14 protein-coding genes are annotated in these 14,355 nt (G+C 73.0%); 12 read left to right on the top strand and 2 right to left on the bottom strand.

Going from position 1 to position 14,355, the window contains the following annotated elements; translation table 11 throughout:
• Positions 1–101 precede the first annotated feature (101 nt).
• Genes OM076_RS31540 through OM076_RS31525 form a run of 4 tightly spaced genes read left to right on the top strand, consistent with a single transcriptional unit; the run spans position 102 to position 2,985 of the window.
• Positions 102–827 carry a response regulator transcription factor gene (locus OM076_RS31540; protein WP_270044118.1) on the top strand — a complete coding sequence of 242 codons (726 nt, stop codon included), beginning with the start codon at positions 102–104 and terminating at the stop codon, positions 825–827.
• Complete coding sequence (locus OM076_RS31535; RefSeq protein WP_270044116.1) at positions 824–1,681, top strand: ATP-binding protein; 858 nt, start codon at positions 824–826, stop codon at positions 1,679–1,681. The genes OM076_RS31540 and OM076_RS31535 overlap by 4 nt, the downstream gene beginning before the upstream one ends.
• Positions 1,678–2,352 carry an RcpC/CpaB family pilus assembly protein gene (locus OM076_RS31530; protein WP_270044115.1) on the top strand — a complete coding sequence of 225 codons (675 nt, stop codon included), beginning with the start codon at positions 1,678–1,680 and terminating at the stop codon, positions 2,350–2,352. The genes OM076_RS31535 and OM076_RS31530 overlap by 4 nt, the downstream gene beginning before the upstream one ends.
• A gap of 15 nt (positions 2,353–2,367) precedes the next feature.
• Positions 2,368–2,985 carry a nucleoside/nucleotide kinase family protein gene (locus OM076_RS31525; protein ID WP_270044113.1) on the top strand — a complete coding sequence of 206 codons (618 nt, stop codon included), beginning with the start codon at positions 2,368–2,370 and terminating at the stop codon, positions 2,983–2,985.
• Here the strand turns inward: OM076_RS31525 and OM076_RS31520 are convergent.
• Entirely contained in the window at positions 2,980–3,702 is a 723-nt protein-coding gene (locus OM076_RS31520) for an SDR family NAD(P)-dependent oxidoreductase (protein WP_270044112.1), read from the bottom strand. The two genes, OM076_RS31525 and OM076_RS31520, sit on opposite strands and share 6 nt — an antisense overlap.
• Positions 3,687–6,311 (bottom strand): aminotransferase class III-fold pyridoxal phosphate-dependent enzyme, encoded by a 2,625-nt coding sequence (locus OM076_RS31515; protein ID WP_270044111.1) that lies wholly within the window; start codon positions 6,309–6,311, stop codon positions 3,687–3,689. The genes OM076_RS31520 and OM076_RS31515 overlap by 16 nt, the downstream gene beginning before the upstream one ends.
• Positions 6,312–6,323: 12 nt before the next feature.
• Here OM076_RS31515 and OM076_RS31510 point away from each other — a divergent pair, with 12 nt between their 5' ends.
• The 8 genes from OM076_RS31510 to OM076_RS31475 all read left to right on the top strand — a co-directional run bounded on the left by OM076_RS31510 (position 6,324) and on the right by OM076_RS31475 (position 14,347).
• Positions 6,324–7,058, top strand: coding sequence for an SDR family NAD(P)-dependent oxidoreductase (locus OM076_RS31510; protein WP_270044110.1), 735 nt, complete (start codon positions 6,324–6,326; stop codon positions 7,056–7,058).
• A gap of 20 nt (positions 7,059–7,078) precedes the next feature.
• Complete coding sequence (locus OM076_RS31505) at positions 7,079–8,251, top strand: TadA family conjugal transfer-associated ATPase (protein ID WP_270044109.1); 1,173 nt, start codon at positions 7,079–7,081, stop codon at positions 8,249–8,251.
• Between the two features lie 203 nt (positions 8,252–8,454).
• Entirely contained in the window at positions 8,455–9,291 is an 837-nt protein-coding gene (locus OM076_RS31500; RefSeq protein ID WP_270044120.1) for a type II secretion system F family protein, read from the top strand.
• A 79-nt stretch (positions 9,292–9,370) separates the two neighbouring features.
• Positions 9,371–10,174, top strand: a complete 804-nt coding sequence (locus tag OM076_RS46420; RefSeq protein ID WP_270044108.1) for a type II secretion system F family protein — start codon at positions 9,371–9,373, stop codon at positions 10,172–10,174.
• A 338-nt stretch (positions 10,175–10,512) separates the two neighbouring features.
• Positions 10,513–10,950, top strand: a complete 438-nt coding sequence (mraZ, locus tag OM076_RS31490) for a division/cell wall cluster transcriptional repressor MraZ (RefSeq protein ID WP_270044107.1) — start codon at positions 10,513–10,515, stop codon at positions 10,948–10,950.
• A gap of 1 nt (position 10,951) precedes the next feature.
• Complete coding sequence (gene rsmH / locus OM076_RS31485) at positions 10,952–11,896, top strand: 16S rRNA (cytosine(1402)-N(4))-methyltransferase RsmH (RefSeq protein WP_270044106.1); 945 nt, start codon at positions 10,952–10,954, stop codon at positions 11,894–11,896.
• 3 nt (positions 11,897–11,899) lie between these two features.
• The gene (locus tag OM076_RS31480; RefSeq protein WP_270044105.1) at positions 11,900–12,691 is read left to right on the top strand and encodes a hypothetical protein; all 792 of its coding nucleotides are present in this window, start codon (positions 11,900–11,902) and stop codon (positions 12,689–12,691) included.
• Between the two features lie 3 nt (positions 12,692–12,694).
• Complete coding sequence (locus OM076_RS31475; protein ID WP_270044104.1) at positions 12,695–14,347, top strand: peptidoglycan D,D-transpeptidase FtsI family protein; 1,653 nt, start codon at positions 12,695–12,697, stop codon at positions 14,345–14,347.
• Positions 14,348–14,355: the final 8 nt, after the last annotated feature.

The raw sequence follows: 14,355 nt of genomic DNA, 5'->3' as shown, positions 1-14,355 counted from the left end.
ATCACCGACCGCGGCAAGCGCCGCTGCGCTCACCGCGATCTTGACTCATCGCCGGAAAGCTAGCCGGGGCGAAACTTCCCGGTCCGCCCCTACACGGGGGTATGACCGAAGCCGAAACGCTCCTACTCGTCGAGGACGACCCGGTCATCCGGACGTTCCTGGCCGACAACCTCACCGCCGACGGCTACGAGCTGCTCGTCGCCGCGACGCTCGAAGACGCGATGCGCGAACTCGAGACCCAGCGCCCCGATCTCGCGATCGTGGACCTCAAGCTCCCCGATGGCTCCGGGCTCGAGCTCGTCCGCCGGGTCCGGGCGGCGGACGGCGTCAGCTCACGGCTGGACCCGTCGCTGCCGCTGATGATGCTCTCGGGCTCAGGCAGCGAGCTGGACCGCGTGCGCGGCTTCGAGCGCGGGCTCGATGACTACGTGGTCAAGCCCTTCGCCTACGGTGAGCTGAAGCTGCGGATCGCGGCGGTGCTCCGGCGCACCCAGGCCCGCGTGCATCGCGGGCTGCTGCGGGTGGGAGAGCTGGAGATCGACCCCGCGGCGCGCGTGACGACGCTGCGCGGGCGCAAGGTCGCGCTGGCGGCCAAGGAGTACGCGTTGCTGCGGACGCTCGCCTCGGCCCCCACCCGCGTGTTTACGAAGGAGGAGCTGTTGCGCGACGTGTGGGGGTTTCGCACCCACGGCTCGACCCGCACGCTGGACTCCCACGCGTGTCGCCTGCGCCAGAAGCTCCGCAGGCACGGCGACCAGTTCGTCGTCAACGTCTGGGGCGTCGGCTACAGCCTCCTCGACGGCCCGGCCGAGAGCGAGGCGGCGTGATCTTCATCGGGTCGAGCTGGCTGCTGACGCTCGCGTTCATCGCGTTCTACCTGCGCGCGCACCGCCGGCTCGTCCTGGTCGCGCGCGCCGCCCACGAGCTCCGCGGCCCCCTGTTCGCGATGCAGCTCGGCCTCCACGGCCTGGGCGGCGAGCCCGCGCGGGTGGCCGCGATCGAGCTCGAGCTCCAACGCGCCGGGCGTGCGCTGGACGACCTCACCGCCGCGCCGTCCGGCGCCCGCGCCGAGACGAGCCGCGAGCTCGTCGACCTGACCGAGCTGGTCGAGTCCTACGCTCCGGCGTGGCGTGCGCTGGCGTCGGGGTACGGCGCCGAATTGCGGGTGGAGCCGCCGCTGATCCTGACCCGGGTCGACCCGGCGGAGCTCACGGCGGCGTGGCCGCGCCGCCGCACGGCGCCCGCGCCGCCGGCGAGGTCCGGCGCGCCGACGACGCCCGCGACCTCGCCGCGCAGCGCGCACGCACCGCCCGCGCTCTCCACCCGCGCGTCTCGCGCAGCCGCCACGACGGTCTTCGCCGACCCGCTCCGGATCGCGCAGGCGTGCGCGAACCTCATCGGCAACGCCGCCGAGCACGGGGGTGGGGTGGTGCAGGTGCGGATCCGCGCCGGCGGGGCGCACGTGCGGATCGAGGTGGCCGACGACGGTCCCGGGCTGCCGATGAGCGTCACGGCCCTGACGGCGTCGGCGCGTACGAGGCGGGGGCGGCGCGGTCACGGCCTGGCGATCGCCGCCGCGATCGCCGAGCACCATGGCGGTCGCCTGCACGCCGCCCCGTCGGACGCCGGTGCGCGGTTGATGCTCGAGATGCCCGCGGCCAACGACCCGGTCGTCGCGTGACCCGGCGGCGGCGCGCGGCCGTGCTGCTCGGATTGGCGTTGCTGCTCGGGACGTTGTCGGCGACGCACATGGCCCGGCGCGAGGCGGCGCTCCGCGCGCAGCTCGGGCCGGTGGCGGACGTCGTGGTGGCGCGCGACGACCTGGCGGCGGGTCATACGCTCGAGCTCTCCGACCTCGGGGTCCGGACGCTGCCCGCGCGCTACGCCCCGCCAGGCGAGCCGGTGTTCGCGGCCGCGCTCGCCGGGCACAAGCTCGCCGTCGCGGTGCCCAACGGCGGCGCCGTGTCCGCCGAGCTGCTCCAGCAGCGCCCGCAGGCGCCGGAGTCGGCGATCGCGCGTGGGCAGCGCGCCGTGGACGTGGTCGCCACCGGCTCCCCGCAGGCGGTCGTCGCCGGGGCGCACGTGGACGTGCTCGTCACCACCGAGCGGCGCGACCGCACGAGCGGGGCGACGCGGGTCGCGCTCGAAGACGTTGAAGTGCTCGCCGCCAGAGCGCCCGCGCAGGCTGAGGACGCCGAGAAGGGCCGCGTCGACGCGACGCTGCGCGTCACCGCGGCGCAGGCCGTCTACCTCGCCGCCGCGCAGTCCTTCGCGCGCGACGTCCGCCTGCTCACCCGCGCGCCCGGTGACCGGCGCAAGATCGGCGCCCTCGCCGTCGACGACGGGCTGTGACGCTACTGTCCCGCGATGGTCATCGAGGACGCCGACACCCTCATCGCGCGCGCTCGCGAGCTCGCGGCACAGGGCGGACGGCGGATTCTCGGCATCGCCGGCCCGCCCGGGGGCGGGAAGTCGACGGCGGCGCGGCAGGTGGTCGCGGAGCTGGGGGAGCTCGCGCGGCTCGTGCCGATGGACGGCTTCCACCTCGCGCAGTCCGAGCTCGTGCGCCTCGGGCGGCGGGACAGGATGGGCGCGCCGGACACGTTCGACGTCGCCGGGTACGCCGCGCTGCTCACCCGCCTGCGGGGCGATGAACCCGTCGTCTACGCGCCCGAGTTCCGGCGTGAGATCGAGGAGCCGATCGCGGGCGCGATCGCCGTGCCACGCCAGGTCCCGCTCGTCGTCACCGAGGGCAACTACCTGCTGGTGGGCGACCACGGCTGGGACGCGATCCGGCCGTTGCTCGACGAGGCCTGGTACGTCGAGACCGACGAGGAGCTGCGGGTCCAGCGACTCATCCAGCGCCACATCCAGTTCGGCAAGACCCCCGAGTACGCGCGCGCGTGGGTCATGCGCAGCGACGAGCGCAACGCGCAGATCGTCGCCGCCACCGCCCACACGGCCGACGTCCTCGTTCGCTTATAGCTTGAGCTCTTGCAGCGTGTTCCCGCCGTCGACGACGAGCGACTGGCCGGTCACGTACGAGGCGCCCGGCGAGGCGAGGAACGCGATCACCTCGGCGATCTCGTCCGGCGTCCCCGGCCGCCCAACAGGAGTGTTCGCGCCCGCCCGCAGCTCTTCTTCGGTCGAGGAGCCGGTGGCGATCCACCCGGGCGCGACGGAATTCACCGTCACGCCGCGCGGTCCCAGCTCCAAAGCCAGGGCGCGGGTGAGCCCGTCAACGCCCGCCTTCGCCGCCCCGTAGGCGGCGGAATACAGCAGCGCGACGTGGGGCCCCGTGACCGAGGACACGTTGACGATCCGCCCGCCCGCGCCCAGCGCCGGCGCCACCAGCCGGCACAGACGGAACGTGGTGTGCAGGTTGATGTCGATCCCGCGCAGCCACTCGTCCTCGGTCAGCTCGCTGAACAGGCGATCCGGGGATGCGACGCCCGTCTGCACCATGCCCGCGTTGTTGACGAGCACGTTCACCGGCCCCGCCGCCTCGACCAGCCGCGAGGCGTCTTCCATCGACGTGAGATCGGCGACCACGCCCGTCACACCCAGCTCGGCGGCGCGATCGTGGATGCGCGCGGTCGTCGACGTGATCGTGACCTCGTGACCGCGTTCGGCGAGCAACCGCGCCGTCGCGTACCCGATCCCGTCCGCGCTGCCCGCGCCGGTGACTAGCGCGCGTCCCACAGCGCCTCCAGGCAGCGGTCGCAATCGGCGGCGGAGAGCACGAGCGGCGGCTTGATCTTGAGCACGTCGTCGAGGGGGCCGTCGGTCGAGATCAGGACGCCGCGCGCCTTGAGCGCTTCCTTGATCCGTTTGGCCTCTTCGCGGCTGTCGAGCTGGACGCCCAGGAACAGCCCGCGCCCGCGCACGTCGGCGAAGTCGAACGCCCGCAGCCCATCGACCAGCCGCGCCCCCATCGCCAGCGCGTTCGCCTGGAGCCGCTCGTCCGCGATCACGTCGAGCACCGCGAGCCCGATCTCCGCGGAGACCGGGTTGCCGCCGAACGTGTTGAAGTACTCCATCCCGGTCACGAACGAGGCCGCGATCTCCGGCGTCGTGACCACCGCGCCGAGCGGGTGGCCGTTGCCGATCGGCTTGCCGAGCGTGACGATGTCCGGCACGGCGCCATCGAGCTCGAAGCCCCAGAAATGCTCCCCGACGCGCCCGAAGCCGACCTGCACCTCGTCGGCGACGCACACCCCGCCCGCCTCGCGCACGGCCGCGAACGCGCTGCTGAGATACCCCGGCGGATAGACGATCTGCCCGCCGCAGCCTTGCACCGACTCGGCATAGAACGCCGCGGGCTCCTCGATCTGGGCCGTCAGCGACTCCAGCGCGCCCGCCTCGGTCGGCAGCGCGGCGACCCGCGTGCTCGCCGGCCGTCCTTCTCCGCCACGCCCGTTGAACTTGTACGGACTCAACGCGATCTGCGAGCGCAGGTTCCCGTGGTAGGCGTGATCGAGCACGATCACCTCGTCGCGCCCCGTGTGCGCCGCGGCGAGGCGCAGCGCTAGGTCATTGGCCTCCGAGCCGGAGTTCACGAAGAAGCAGACGTGCAAGGGGTCGGGGAGCGTCGCCGCGAGCCGCCGGGCGTAGTCGATCACCGACCCGTGCAGGTAGCGGGTGTTCGTGTTCAGCTGCGCCATCTGCCGCGCACCCGCCTCGACCACGCGCGGGTGGCAGTGGCCGACGTGGGCGACGTTGTTGACGAGGTCGAGGTACTCGCGGCCGCTCGCGTCATAGAGATACGCGCCCGCACCGCGGACGATGTGCAGCGGCTCGTCGTAGGCCAGCGAGAGCGCCTGGCTCATCACGACGGGGCGCCGGGCGGCGATGTCGGTGCGCGGCGGCCGCGCCGCGGTCCCGCCCGGGAGGCCGAGCAGCAGGTTGGGATCGGGGCAGATGCTGCGCCAGACGTCGGCCTCGTCGCTCAGCGCCACGCCTGGCAGGTCGCTCACGAGATCGGTGAAGAGCTGCAGGTGCAGGTGCGGCTCCCACCCGCCGTTGACCTCGGCCGCGCCGAGCCGGGCGATCTCCTCGCCGGCGCGCACCTCGCCGCGCGCGAGCGTCTCGGGGTCGAGATGCCCGTGCAGCGTCCAGAAGCCGTCGTGCTTGAGCACGAGCAGCCCGCCGTAGTCACCCTGGCGATTGCGGTTCTCACGCACCTCGACGACGCCGTCGAAGGGGGCGAAGACGGGCGTGCCGGCGGGGGCGAAGATGTCGACCGCCATGTGCCGCGTCCGCCAGCGCCCGTCGGGGGTCTGGAACTCGGGCGCGGTATAGATCGAGCGCTCCTCGTCGTAGCGGCCGATCGCCAGCCCGTGGACCGGCGGCATCCCGTTGCCGAGGTCCAGCAGCGGCGCCCCGGCCAGGTCGCCCTCCATGACGGGATACGCACGCTCGCGGGCGAGCCGTGCCCGCACGGCCCGTGAGTTCGGGCTCGCCTCATATCCGCAGGCATCCCTGAAGCGGAAGTGCGCCAGCGTCGCGTCCTCGCCTTCGAGGCGCTCCAAGACCTCGCGCACACCCGCCTGCGAGATCAGCAGGTAGTCGTTGTCAGGGGCCGCCGCGTGTTGCTGGGCGGCCATCGCGACGCTCATCTCCAGCCGCGCTCGCATCAGCCCGAACAGCACCGCGAGCTCGTCCTCGCGCAGCGGCGAGACCTCGTGGTAGCCGCGCACGACAGGCACGACCGCCCGCGCCGGGTCCTTCTGGCCCTGCATCGCGTAGGCGCCCGCGACCGCGAGCCCGCAGACGCGGGGGGAGAAGACCACGTCGCCGAAGTCGATCAACCCGATCACGACGCCCTCGTCGTCCACGAGGACGTTGTGCTCGTTGGCGTCGTTGTGGATGACCTGGTGGGGGAGGCCGTCGAGCGGCGGCAGGGCGATCCCGAAGTCCGCCGCGCGGCGCAGGTCCCACCGGTGCGGGCGCTCCATGTCGGGGTGGGTGAAGTCACGCAGCGCGCGGTCCACCCGCGCGACGACGCGGCCCAAGCTGGCGAGGTCGCCGCCTTGGTCGGCCCACGGACGCCCGTCGAGCCAGCTCAGCAGCCGAACCGTGTGGCCGTTGTCGGCACCGGTCCCGGCGAGCCGGGGGACGGCGGGCTCGTCGCGCAGGTGCTGCAGGACCGCGTCCTCGAGCGCGAGATCGGGGCGCGGCGCGTGGAGCTTGAGCACGTAGCGCGCGTTGTCCGTCTCCAGACGGAAGTTGTGGTCGTGCTCGCCGGGCAGCGCCGTGGCCGCGCCGTCCAGCCCGAAGAGGTCACGCGCGACGCGCTCGGGATCGATCATGCTTGCCAGCCTATGACGACCGTGCTCGTGACCGGCGCGACCGACGGCCTTGGCCGCGCCCTTGCTGGAGAACTGGTGCAGGCGGGTGACACCGTGCTGATCCACGGCCGCGACCCGCGCCGTGGCGAGGACGCGCTGGCCTCGACCGGCGCCTCGCAGCTCTTCCTCGCCGATTTCGCGCGCCTGGATGACGTGCGCGCGCTGACCGAAGCGCTCCCGCCGATCGACATCCTCGTCAACAACGCCGGGATCGGGTTCGGCGACCACCGCGAGGAGAGCGAGGACGGCCTCGAGCTGCGCTTCCAGGTCAACTACCTGGCCGGCTACCTGCTCGCGCGCGAGGTGCGACCGCCGCACGTCGTCAACGTCTCCAGCGCCGGCCAGGCGCCGATCGACTTCGACGACCCGATGCTCACCCGCGGCTACAGCGGCGACCGCGCGTATTGCCAGAGCAAGCTCGCCCAGATCATGCACGTCGTCGACCTCGCGGAGGCGGGAGCGACCGCCAACGCCCTGCATCCGGCGACGTTCATGCCGACCAAGATGGTCGTCGACGCCGGGATCAGCCCGCTGTCCTCGCTGGAGCAGGGCCTGGAGGCGACGCTCGCGCTGGTCCGTCGGACCGACGTCAGCGGTCGCTACTTCAATGGCTTGCAGGACGCGCGAGCGCAGGACCAGGCGTATGACGCCGATGCCCGCGCGCGGCTGCGGTCGCTCAGCGACGAACTGCTGGGGGCGAAGTCCTGACGCGCGCGCCTATGTAGGGCATGGACCTGCTCGACACCCTCGCCACCGACCTGCGGGAGCGCCTGCTGGCGGGCGCGGGTTCGGGGGACGAGGGAGACCTGCCCGGGCGCATTCGCGCGCTCGTGGATCGCGAGGCCGGCGTGCTCAGTGAGGACCGGCGCGCGGATCTCGTCGCGCGGATCGCCGAGCGGGCGTTCGGTCTCGGGCCTTTGGAGCCACTGCTGAGCGACCCGACGGTCGACGAGATCATGGTCTCCGGCGTCGCGCCGGTGTGGGTGGAGCGGCGCGGGCGGCTGGAGGCGACGGGGGTGCGCTTCGAGCGTGAGGCCGACCTGCGCGACGCGATCGAGCGCATCCTCGCGCCGCTGGGGCGGCGGGTGGACGAGGCGGAGCCGCTGTGCGATGCCCGTCTGCCGGACGGCTCGCGGGTCAACGTCGTGCTCCCGCCCCTGGCGCTGGACGGCCCCGCGCTGACGATCCGCCGCTTTCGCCGGCGCGGGTTCGCGCCCGCGGACCTGGTCGAGAACGGCACGCTGACCCGCCCGCTGCTGGACTTCCTCGGCCGCGCGGTCCGCGCCCGGGCCACGATCCTCGTCTGCGGTGGCACCGGCTCCGGCAAGACGACCACGTTGAACGCGCTCTCCTCGTTCGTGGGCGATGACGAGCGGGTGGTCACGATCGAGGACGCGGCCGAGCTGCGGCTCCGCCAGCCCCACGTGGTGCGGCTCGAGGCGCGCCCGCCGAACTTGGAGGGCCGCGGCGAGGTCACGATCCGGCGCCTGGTGCGCAACGCGCTGCGGATGCGACCGGACCGGATCATCGTGGGCGAGGTCCGCGGCGCGGAAGCGCTGGACATGCTCACAGCGCTGTCGACCGGCCACGATGGTTCCTTGTGCACCGTCCACGCGGGCTCGCCCGCCGAGGCCCTGCGTCGCGTCGAGGTGCTCGCGCTGATGTCCGACGTGGGCCTGCCGCACGCCGCGATCCGCGAGCAGATCGCCGACGCCTTCGACCTCGTGGTCTGCCAGGCACGCTGCGCCGACGGCTCGCGCCGCGTCACCGCGGTCTCCGAAGTCGTCCGCGTCGCCGCGGGCCCGGGCGCGCGGGAGCTCTACACGTGGCGAGACGGCACCCCGCACTGGGCCTCCGCGCTCGGCGACGAGCTGGCGGCGCGGCTGGAGGCCGCGGCGTGACCGTCGCGGCGGCGCGCGTGGGCGTCGCCCACGCCGGCTCGTGGCGCCGCGGGTGTGGCGCGCGCGGGCGGCTCGTGGCGCCCGGCGTGCGTTCGGCCGGCGTGGTCCCTCAAGCACCCCACGGGTGCCTCAGCGACCACTCGGCCGCGCGATGTGGTCACTTTGCCCCGTCCAGCGGGGAGAAGTGACCACTCGTGGCGGTGATGCTCGCGTTCGGAGCGGCGGCGGCCGCGGTCGCCGGGGTCTGGGAGTTGCTCGCCGCCGTGGAGCGCACGCGCGTCGTCGCGGCGCTCACCCGCACGGTCGCGCCCGTGATCCGCGCCGGACGCGAAGGCGTGTCGCCGACGACCAGTGAGCGGCGGCGCCTGGCGATCCTCGCCGCCGCGGCGCTCGCGGCGGCGGGATGGCTCGTCGGCGGGGTGCCGTTCGCGCTGCTTGCCGGCGTCGCCGGCCCGGTGACCGCGACCGCGCTCGTGCGCGCGCGCAGGCGACGCTTCCGCGCCGCACTCGCGGCCTCCGCGCCGGTCGTCGCACGCGCGTTCGCCGACGCGCTCAGCGCCGGGCACGCCGTGCGCGGCGCGCTCGGGATCATCGCCTCGAGCGTCCCCGGAGCCGCCGGCCACGAGCTCGACTCGGCGGCGCGAGCGATCCGGCTCGGCACCGGGACGGAAGCCGTGCTCGAGAAGCTCCGGCGCCGCGCCGCCTCACCCGCCTGGGACGCGATGGTCGCCGGCATCCTGCTCCAGCGCGACGCGGGCGGCGACCTGCCCGCGCTGTTGAGAGACCTCGCCCTCGCGTTGGAAACGGCCGCGCGGCAGGACCGGGACGCGATCGCCGTCACCGCGCAGGCCCGGTTCACGGCGCGGATCGTGCTCGTGCTGCCGGTCGGCGCCGCGCTCCTCGCCGAGCTCGCGCAACCCGGCCTGATCGCCGGCCTGTTCGGCAACCCGGTGTCGGCATGGCTGACCGGGTTCGCCGTCGTACTCCAGTTGATCGCCCTCGCGTCGGTGCGCCGCCTCGCCCGGAACGTGATCCGGTGACGACGGCGAGTGGGACCGCGCTGCCACAACCGCGACGCCGGCTGCCGCGCGCGCGGCGGCACCCGGCCGGAGCGCCCGCGTGAGCGTCGTTCTCGCCGCCCTCGCCGGCCTCGCCGCCGCCGCGGCGCTCACGGACCTGATCGAGGCGCGACGCCCGCGGCGGCGCCACCGCGGCGCCGCGCTCAAGCTCCTCACCCGCCTCGGCGCGATGCTCGGGTTCAAGCCCTCCGGTGGACTCTCGGCGAGAGCCGCCGCCGCGGGCATCGACCGTCCCACCAGCGAGATCGTCGCCCTCCAGGCGGGCCTCGCCGTGGTCACGACGCTCGCCACGCTTCCGGTCGCGAGCGTCGCGCCCGGCCGGCTCGGGCTCGCCCTGCTCGCCACGGCGCCGATCGCGGGCTATCTCGCGCCCGAGTACGCGATCCGCCGCCGCGCCCACTCGCGCGCCCGCGTAATGGACGCCGAGCTGCCCGACGTGCTCGACCTGCTCCGCGTCGCCGTCGCGGCGGGCCTCGCGCCGCGCCGCGCGCTCGCCGAGGTGGGCCGGCGCCACCCGGGGCTGCTCGCCCACGAGCTCAAGCGCGCCGCCGACCTGGCGGACATGGGGGAGCCGGCCACCCACGCCCTCGACCGCCTCGAGCAGCGCGCGCCGCCGGCCGCGTCTCTCGTCGCCGCGCTCAAACGAGCGGAGCGCCACGGCGCCCCACTTTCCACCACCCTGCAAGCCCAGGCGCTCCAGGCACGCTCCAAACGCGCCGCCAAGCGCAGCGAGCAAGCGGCCAAGGCCGCGCCCAAGATCCAGCTCGTGGTGGCGCTGCTGCTCGTCCCCGCGGTGCTGCTGCTCGTGGCCGCGGCGCTCGTGCCGGCGCTCACGACACGCTGACGCCATTTCCTCCCACTTCGCCCCCCACGAGGGCGAAGAACACCGTCAAAGCCGCAACAGACGCTGCAAACGCGCCGGCTGCATCTCGCCGTGCAAAACGCCGGTCGATCTGCACGAAATCCGTCCCACAACAAAACTCCCGCAAACGGGCCACTTTTCGCCGACCGCCAGCAACCGGATGAGCCAAAGTGGGGCGCGATGCGGGTTCTGTGTTGCAGAGTGGGACGAAGTGGGGTACTTTGACTCTTGCGAAGCCGTTCCCGGGTGGCGGGGCTCCTCCCACTCCGCCACCCGGGATCGACTGACCTCCCCTTCCGCTTCGCGATCTGACATGCGCCTTGGCCTTCACCGGCACCTTCGACCACAACCTCGACGCCAAGAATCGGCTGACCATCCCGTCGAAGTTCCGGGCGGAGCTCAGCAAGGGCGTGTTTCTTTCGAGGGCGATGGACAACTGCATCTCGCTGTATCCGTCACAGACCTATACGGACATGGCGGAGCAAGCCCTCTCGCAGGTGCGCAATCCGCTTTCACAGCAGGGGCGGGAGCTGCGGCGGCTCCTGTATGGCAACGCGTTGGAGACGGAGCTGGATTCCGCCGGCCGCGTGATGCTGACGCCGAAGTTCCTGGAGCACGCCGGGATCGGCCGCGAGGTCGTGATCACCGGCGTCGGCGACTGCCTCGAGCTCTGGGACCGCTCCACCTGGGAGGGCTACGAATCCGACCTCACGGCGCGAGCCTCTGATCTAACCGAGTCCCTTGGCCACACTACTTGACATGCCCCAGACGCACGTCCCGGTCCTCGCCGGTGAGCTGATCGAGGCGCTGGACCCGCGTGCCGGCCAGATCGCCGTCGACTGCACGCTGGGCGCCGGCGGCCACGCACGGCTCGTCGCCGAGCGGATCGGCCCGACCGGAACGCTGATCGCGATCGATCGCGACCCGACCGCCGAGGCCGCCTTCGCGCAGCTCGCGGCCGAGGTCGCCTGCGACACCCGCTTCATCCGCGCCGACTTCGTCAGCGGCCTTGCACAGCTGATCGAGGAGGGCGTCCGCGCCGACCTCGTCTACATGGATCTGGGCATGAGCTCGATGCAGGTCGACACCCGCGAGCGCGGGTTCGCCTACGCCTACGACGCGCCGCTGGACATGCGCATGGACCCCGACCAGGAGCTGACGGCGTTCGAGATCGTCAACACCTGGGACCGGCGCCGCATCACCCGCGCGCTGCGCGAGTACGGCGAGGAGCGCTTCGCGGACCGGATCGCGGGCGAGATCGTCCGTCGCCGCGCCAAGAAGGAGCTCGAGACCACCTTCGAGCTCAACGACGCGATCTCCGCCGCCATCCCGGCGCCCGCCCGTTTCGCCGGCGGCCACCCGGCCAAGCGCACGTTCCAGGCGATCCGGATCGCCGTCAACGGCGAGCTCGAGCAGCTCGACGAGGCGCTCCCGCTCAGCTGGAGCGTCACGAAGATCGGCGGCCGCATCGGCGCGCTGACCTTCCAGTCGCTCGAGGACCGCCGCGTCAAGCGCTTCTTCGCCGAGAAGGCGCGTGGCTGCCTCTGCCCGCCCGACCTGCCCGTGTGCGTGTGCGGAAACACGCCCGAGGCGGAGCTCGTGCACCGTCGCTCGATCGTGCCCACCCCGGGCGAGATCGCCGCGAACCCACGATCGAAGTCGGCTCGCCTCCGGGCCGTCCGCAAGCTCAGGGAGGAGCGCTAAAGCATGCCCGAGCACGCACGCGTAGCCAGCCGCACCGCACCCATCCATCCGCGCCGGGTCTCCGGCCCGTCGCGCCGCCTGGCGCCGGCCGTGGCGATCCCGCGGGGCCGGACGAGCGCGTTCGAGAAGCTCTCCCGCGTCCCCGACCATCGCGTCGTCGACCGCCTCCTACGCGGGCGCGCGTGCATCTGGCTGATCGGGATCCTGCTGGGCGGGATCGTCGCGATGCAGGTCTCGCTGCTGCGGCTGAACTCGGGCATCTCGCGCGCGGTGCAGACGCAGGGCACGCTCGAGCAGCAGAACATGGCGCTGCAGACGTCGATCGCCCAGTTGACCTCCAGCGACCGCGTCACCAACGGCGCGGCGCAGGGGCAGATGATCGACCCGCCCGCGGGTCAGACTCGCTACCTGACGGCGCGCCCGGACACCGACCCGGCCCGCGCCGCCCGGCGCTACAAGCCGCCGAGCGCGCTGGCGAAGGCGGTTGAGGCCAACCACGGCATGATCCCCGGCGTCCTCGCGGCTCCCGGCTCGGCCGCCGCGGCGCTGGCCGCCTCGCTCACCGGGGGCGCCACCGGCGCGACCCCGACCACCGGCGCGACCGGCGCCACGGGCACGACCACGCCCCAAGCCACGGCGACCCCGCCGGCGGCCACCCAGTCGACCGTGCCGCCCGTCGCCACCCCGGTCGCGACCCCCATCGCCACACCCACGCCCGTCGTGACCGCCGTGCCGACCGCTCCCCCGGTGACGACCGTTCCCGGCACGGGCGGGGCGACGGCTCCACAGGGATAGCGAGTGCAGCTCGTAGAGCGTCGCATCGGCCTGCTCTTCGCGGTCTTCCTGCTCGCGCTCGCGATCGGTGCCACCAAGGCCGCCTGGCTCGGCGTCGTCAAGGCCGGCCCGCTCAAGCGGGCCGCCGTGACGCAGCAGGAGGCGGACATCCAGATCCCCGCGCGCCGGGGAACGATCAGCGACATCAACGGCAACGACCTCGCCGTGTCCGAACCGGCCTATGACATCGCCGCGTCCACGTACCTGATGCCGGACGTGACCAAGGCGGCGGCCCAGCTCGCCCCGCTGATCGGGCAGCCCGAGGCCGTGCTCCTGGGCAAGCTCGCCAAGCGCACCAACTTCGTCTACGTCGGCCGCGGCGTCGCGGCGGCCAACGCCGACCAGATCCAGAAGCTCAAGCTCCCCGGTCTGACGTTCATCCCGCGCTACAAGCGCGAGTACCCGCACGACTACAGCGCGGCGCAGCTGCTCGGCAGCACCGGAACCGACGATCAGGGGCTCGGCGGGCTCGAGTACTCGCTCGACAAGAAGCTCACCGGCACCGGCGGCGTGCGGCGGGTGGTCAAGGACGCGATGGGCCAGCCGATCGAGATGCGCGACACCAAGCCGGTCCGGCCTGGCCACAACGTCCGTCTGACCCTCGACGCGAACATCCAGGAGAGCGCGGAAGACGTGCTCAAGGAGGTCGGCGCCAAGTGGAAGCCCAAGGGCGCGACCGCGATCGTCATGGATCCCAACTCCGGCGCGATCCTCGCGCTCGCGAACTGGCCGCTGGTGAACGCCAACGCGCTCGAGGAGGCCCCGGAGTACGCGCGCCAGAACCGCGCGATCGGGGCCACCTACGAGCCCGGCTCGACGTTTAAGGCCTTCACCGTCGCCGCGGCGCTCGAGGACGGCAAGGTCACGCCCGACACGACGTTCGACCTCCCGCCGGAGCTCCAGGTGGCCGACCGCACGATCAAGGACGCCGAGGCGCACGGCTACGAGACGAAGTCGGTCAGCGACATCCTCAAGGTGTCCTCGAACATCGGCGCGGTGCTGATCGCTAAGCAGGTCGGGACGACGGCCTTCGACGCATGGATCCACAAGTGGGGCTTCGGCAAGCCGACCGGCGTCGATCTCCCGGGCGAGCAGCAGGGCATCGTCCTCCCGCTCAAGGACTACTCGGGCGCGACGATGGGCAACCTGCCGATCGGCCAGGGCATCGCGGTCACGCCGATGCAGATGGCCGCGGGCTACGCCGCGATCGCCAACGGCGGCATCCTGCGCCCGCCCCACATCGTCGCCTCGGTCGGGGGCAAGAAGACCAAGGAGCCGGCCGGCCACCGCGTCATCTCCGCCGCGACGGCGGCCTCGCTGCGGACGATGCTCGAGGGCGTCCTCGGCCCGGGCGGCACCGCCTCCGGCGCCGCGATCGAGGGCTACGACCTCGCGGGCAAGACCGGCACCGCGGAGAAGCCGGTCAACGGCACCTACTCCAAGGACAAGTACGTGGCGTCCTTCGTCGGCTTCGCGCCCGCCAAGGCGCCGAAGCTGCTGGTCTCGGTGATGGTCGACGAGCCCAACGGCGACATCTACGGCGGCCAGGTCGCCGCGCCCGCGTGGAAGGAAATCGTGAACTTCTCACTGGGGTATCTGAAGATCCCACCCGGTTAGGCTGGATG

This window comes from Solirubrobacter ginsenosidimutans, from assembly GCF_027587205.1.
Note: the sequence above shows the minus strand (reverse complement) of the source record. Positions and strands in the feature narration are given on the sequence as shown.

Excerpts from the sequence above, each read along its gene's own strand:
- OM076_RS31500 (WP_270044120.1), top strand. The coding sequence starts at position 8,455 with ATGCTCGCGTTCGGAGCGGCGGCGGCCGCGGTCGCCGGGGTCTGGGAG.
- OM076_RS31515 (WP_270044111.1), bottom strand. The coding sequence starts at position 6,311 with ATGATCGATCCCGAGCGCGTCGCGCGTGACCTCTTCGGGCTGGACGGC.
- OM076_RS31540 (WP_270044118.1), top strand. The coding sequence starts at position 102 with ATGACCGAAGCCGAAACGCTCCTACTCGTCGAGGACGACCCGGTCATC.
- OM076_RS31510 (WP_270044110.1), top strand. The coding sequence starts at position 6,324 with ATGACGACCGTGCTCGTGACCGGCGCGACCGACGGCCTTGGCCGCGCC.
- OM076_RS31480 (WP_270044105.1), top strand. The coding sequence starts at position 11,900 with ATGCCCGAGCACGCACGCGTAGCCAGCCGCACCGCACCCATCCATCCG.
- rsmH (WP_270044106.1), top strand. The coding sequence starts at position 10,952 with ATGCCCCAGACGCACGTCCCGGTCCTCGCCGGTGAGCTGATCGAGGCG.
- OM076_RS31525 (WP_270044113.1), top strand. The coding sequence starts at position 2,368 with ATGGTCATCGAGGACGCCGACACCCTCATCGCGCGCGCTCGCGAGCTC.
- OM076_RS31505 (WP_270044109.1), top strand. The coding sequence starts at position 7,079 with ATGGACCTGCTCGACACCCTCGCCACCGACCTGCGGGAGCGCCTGCTG.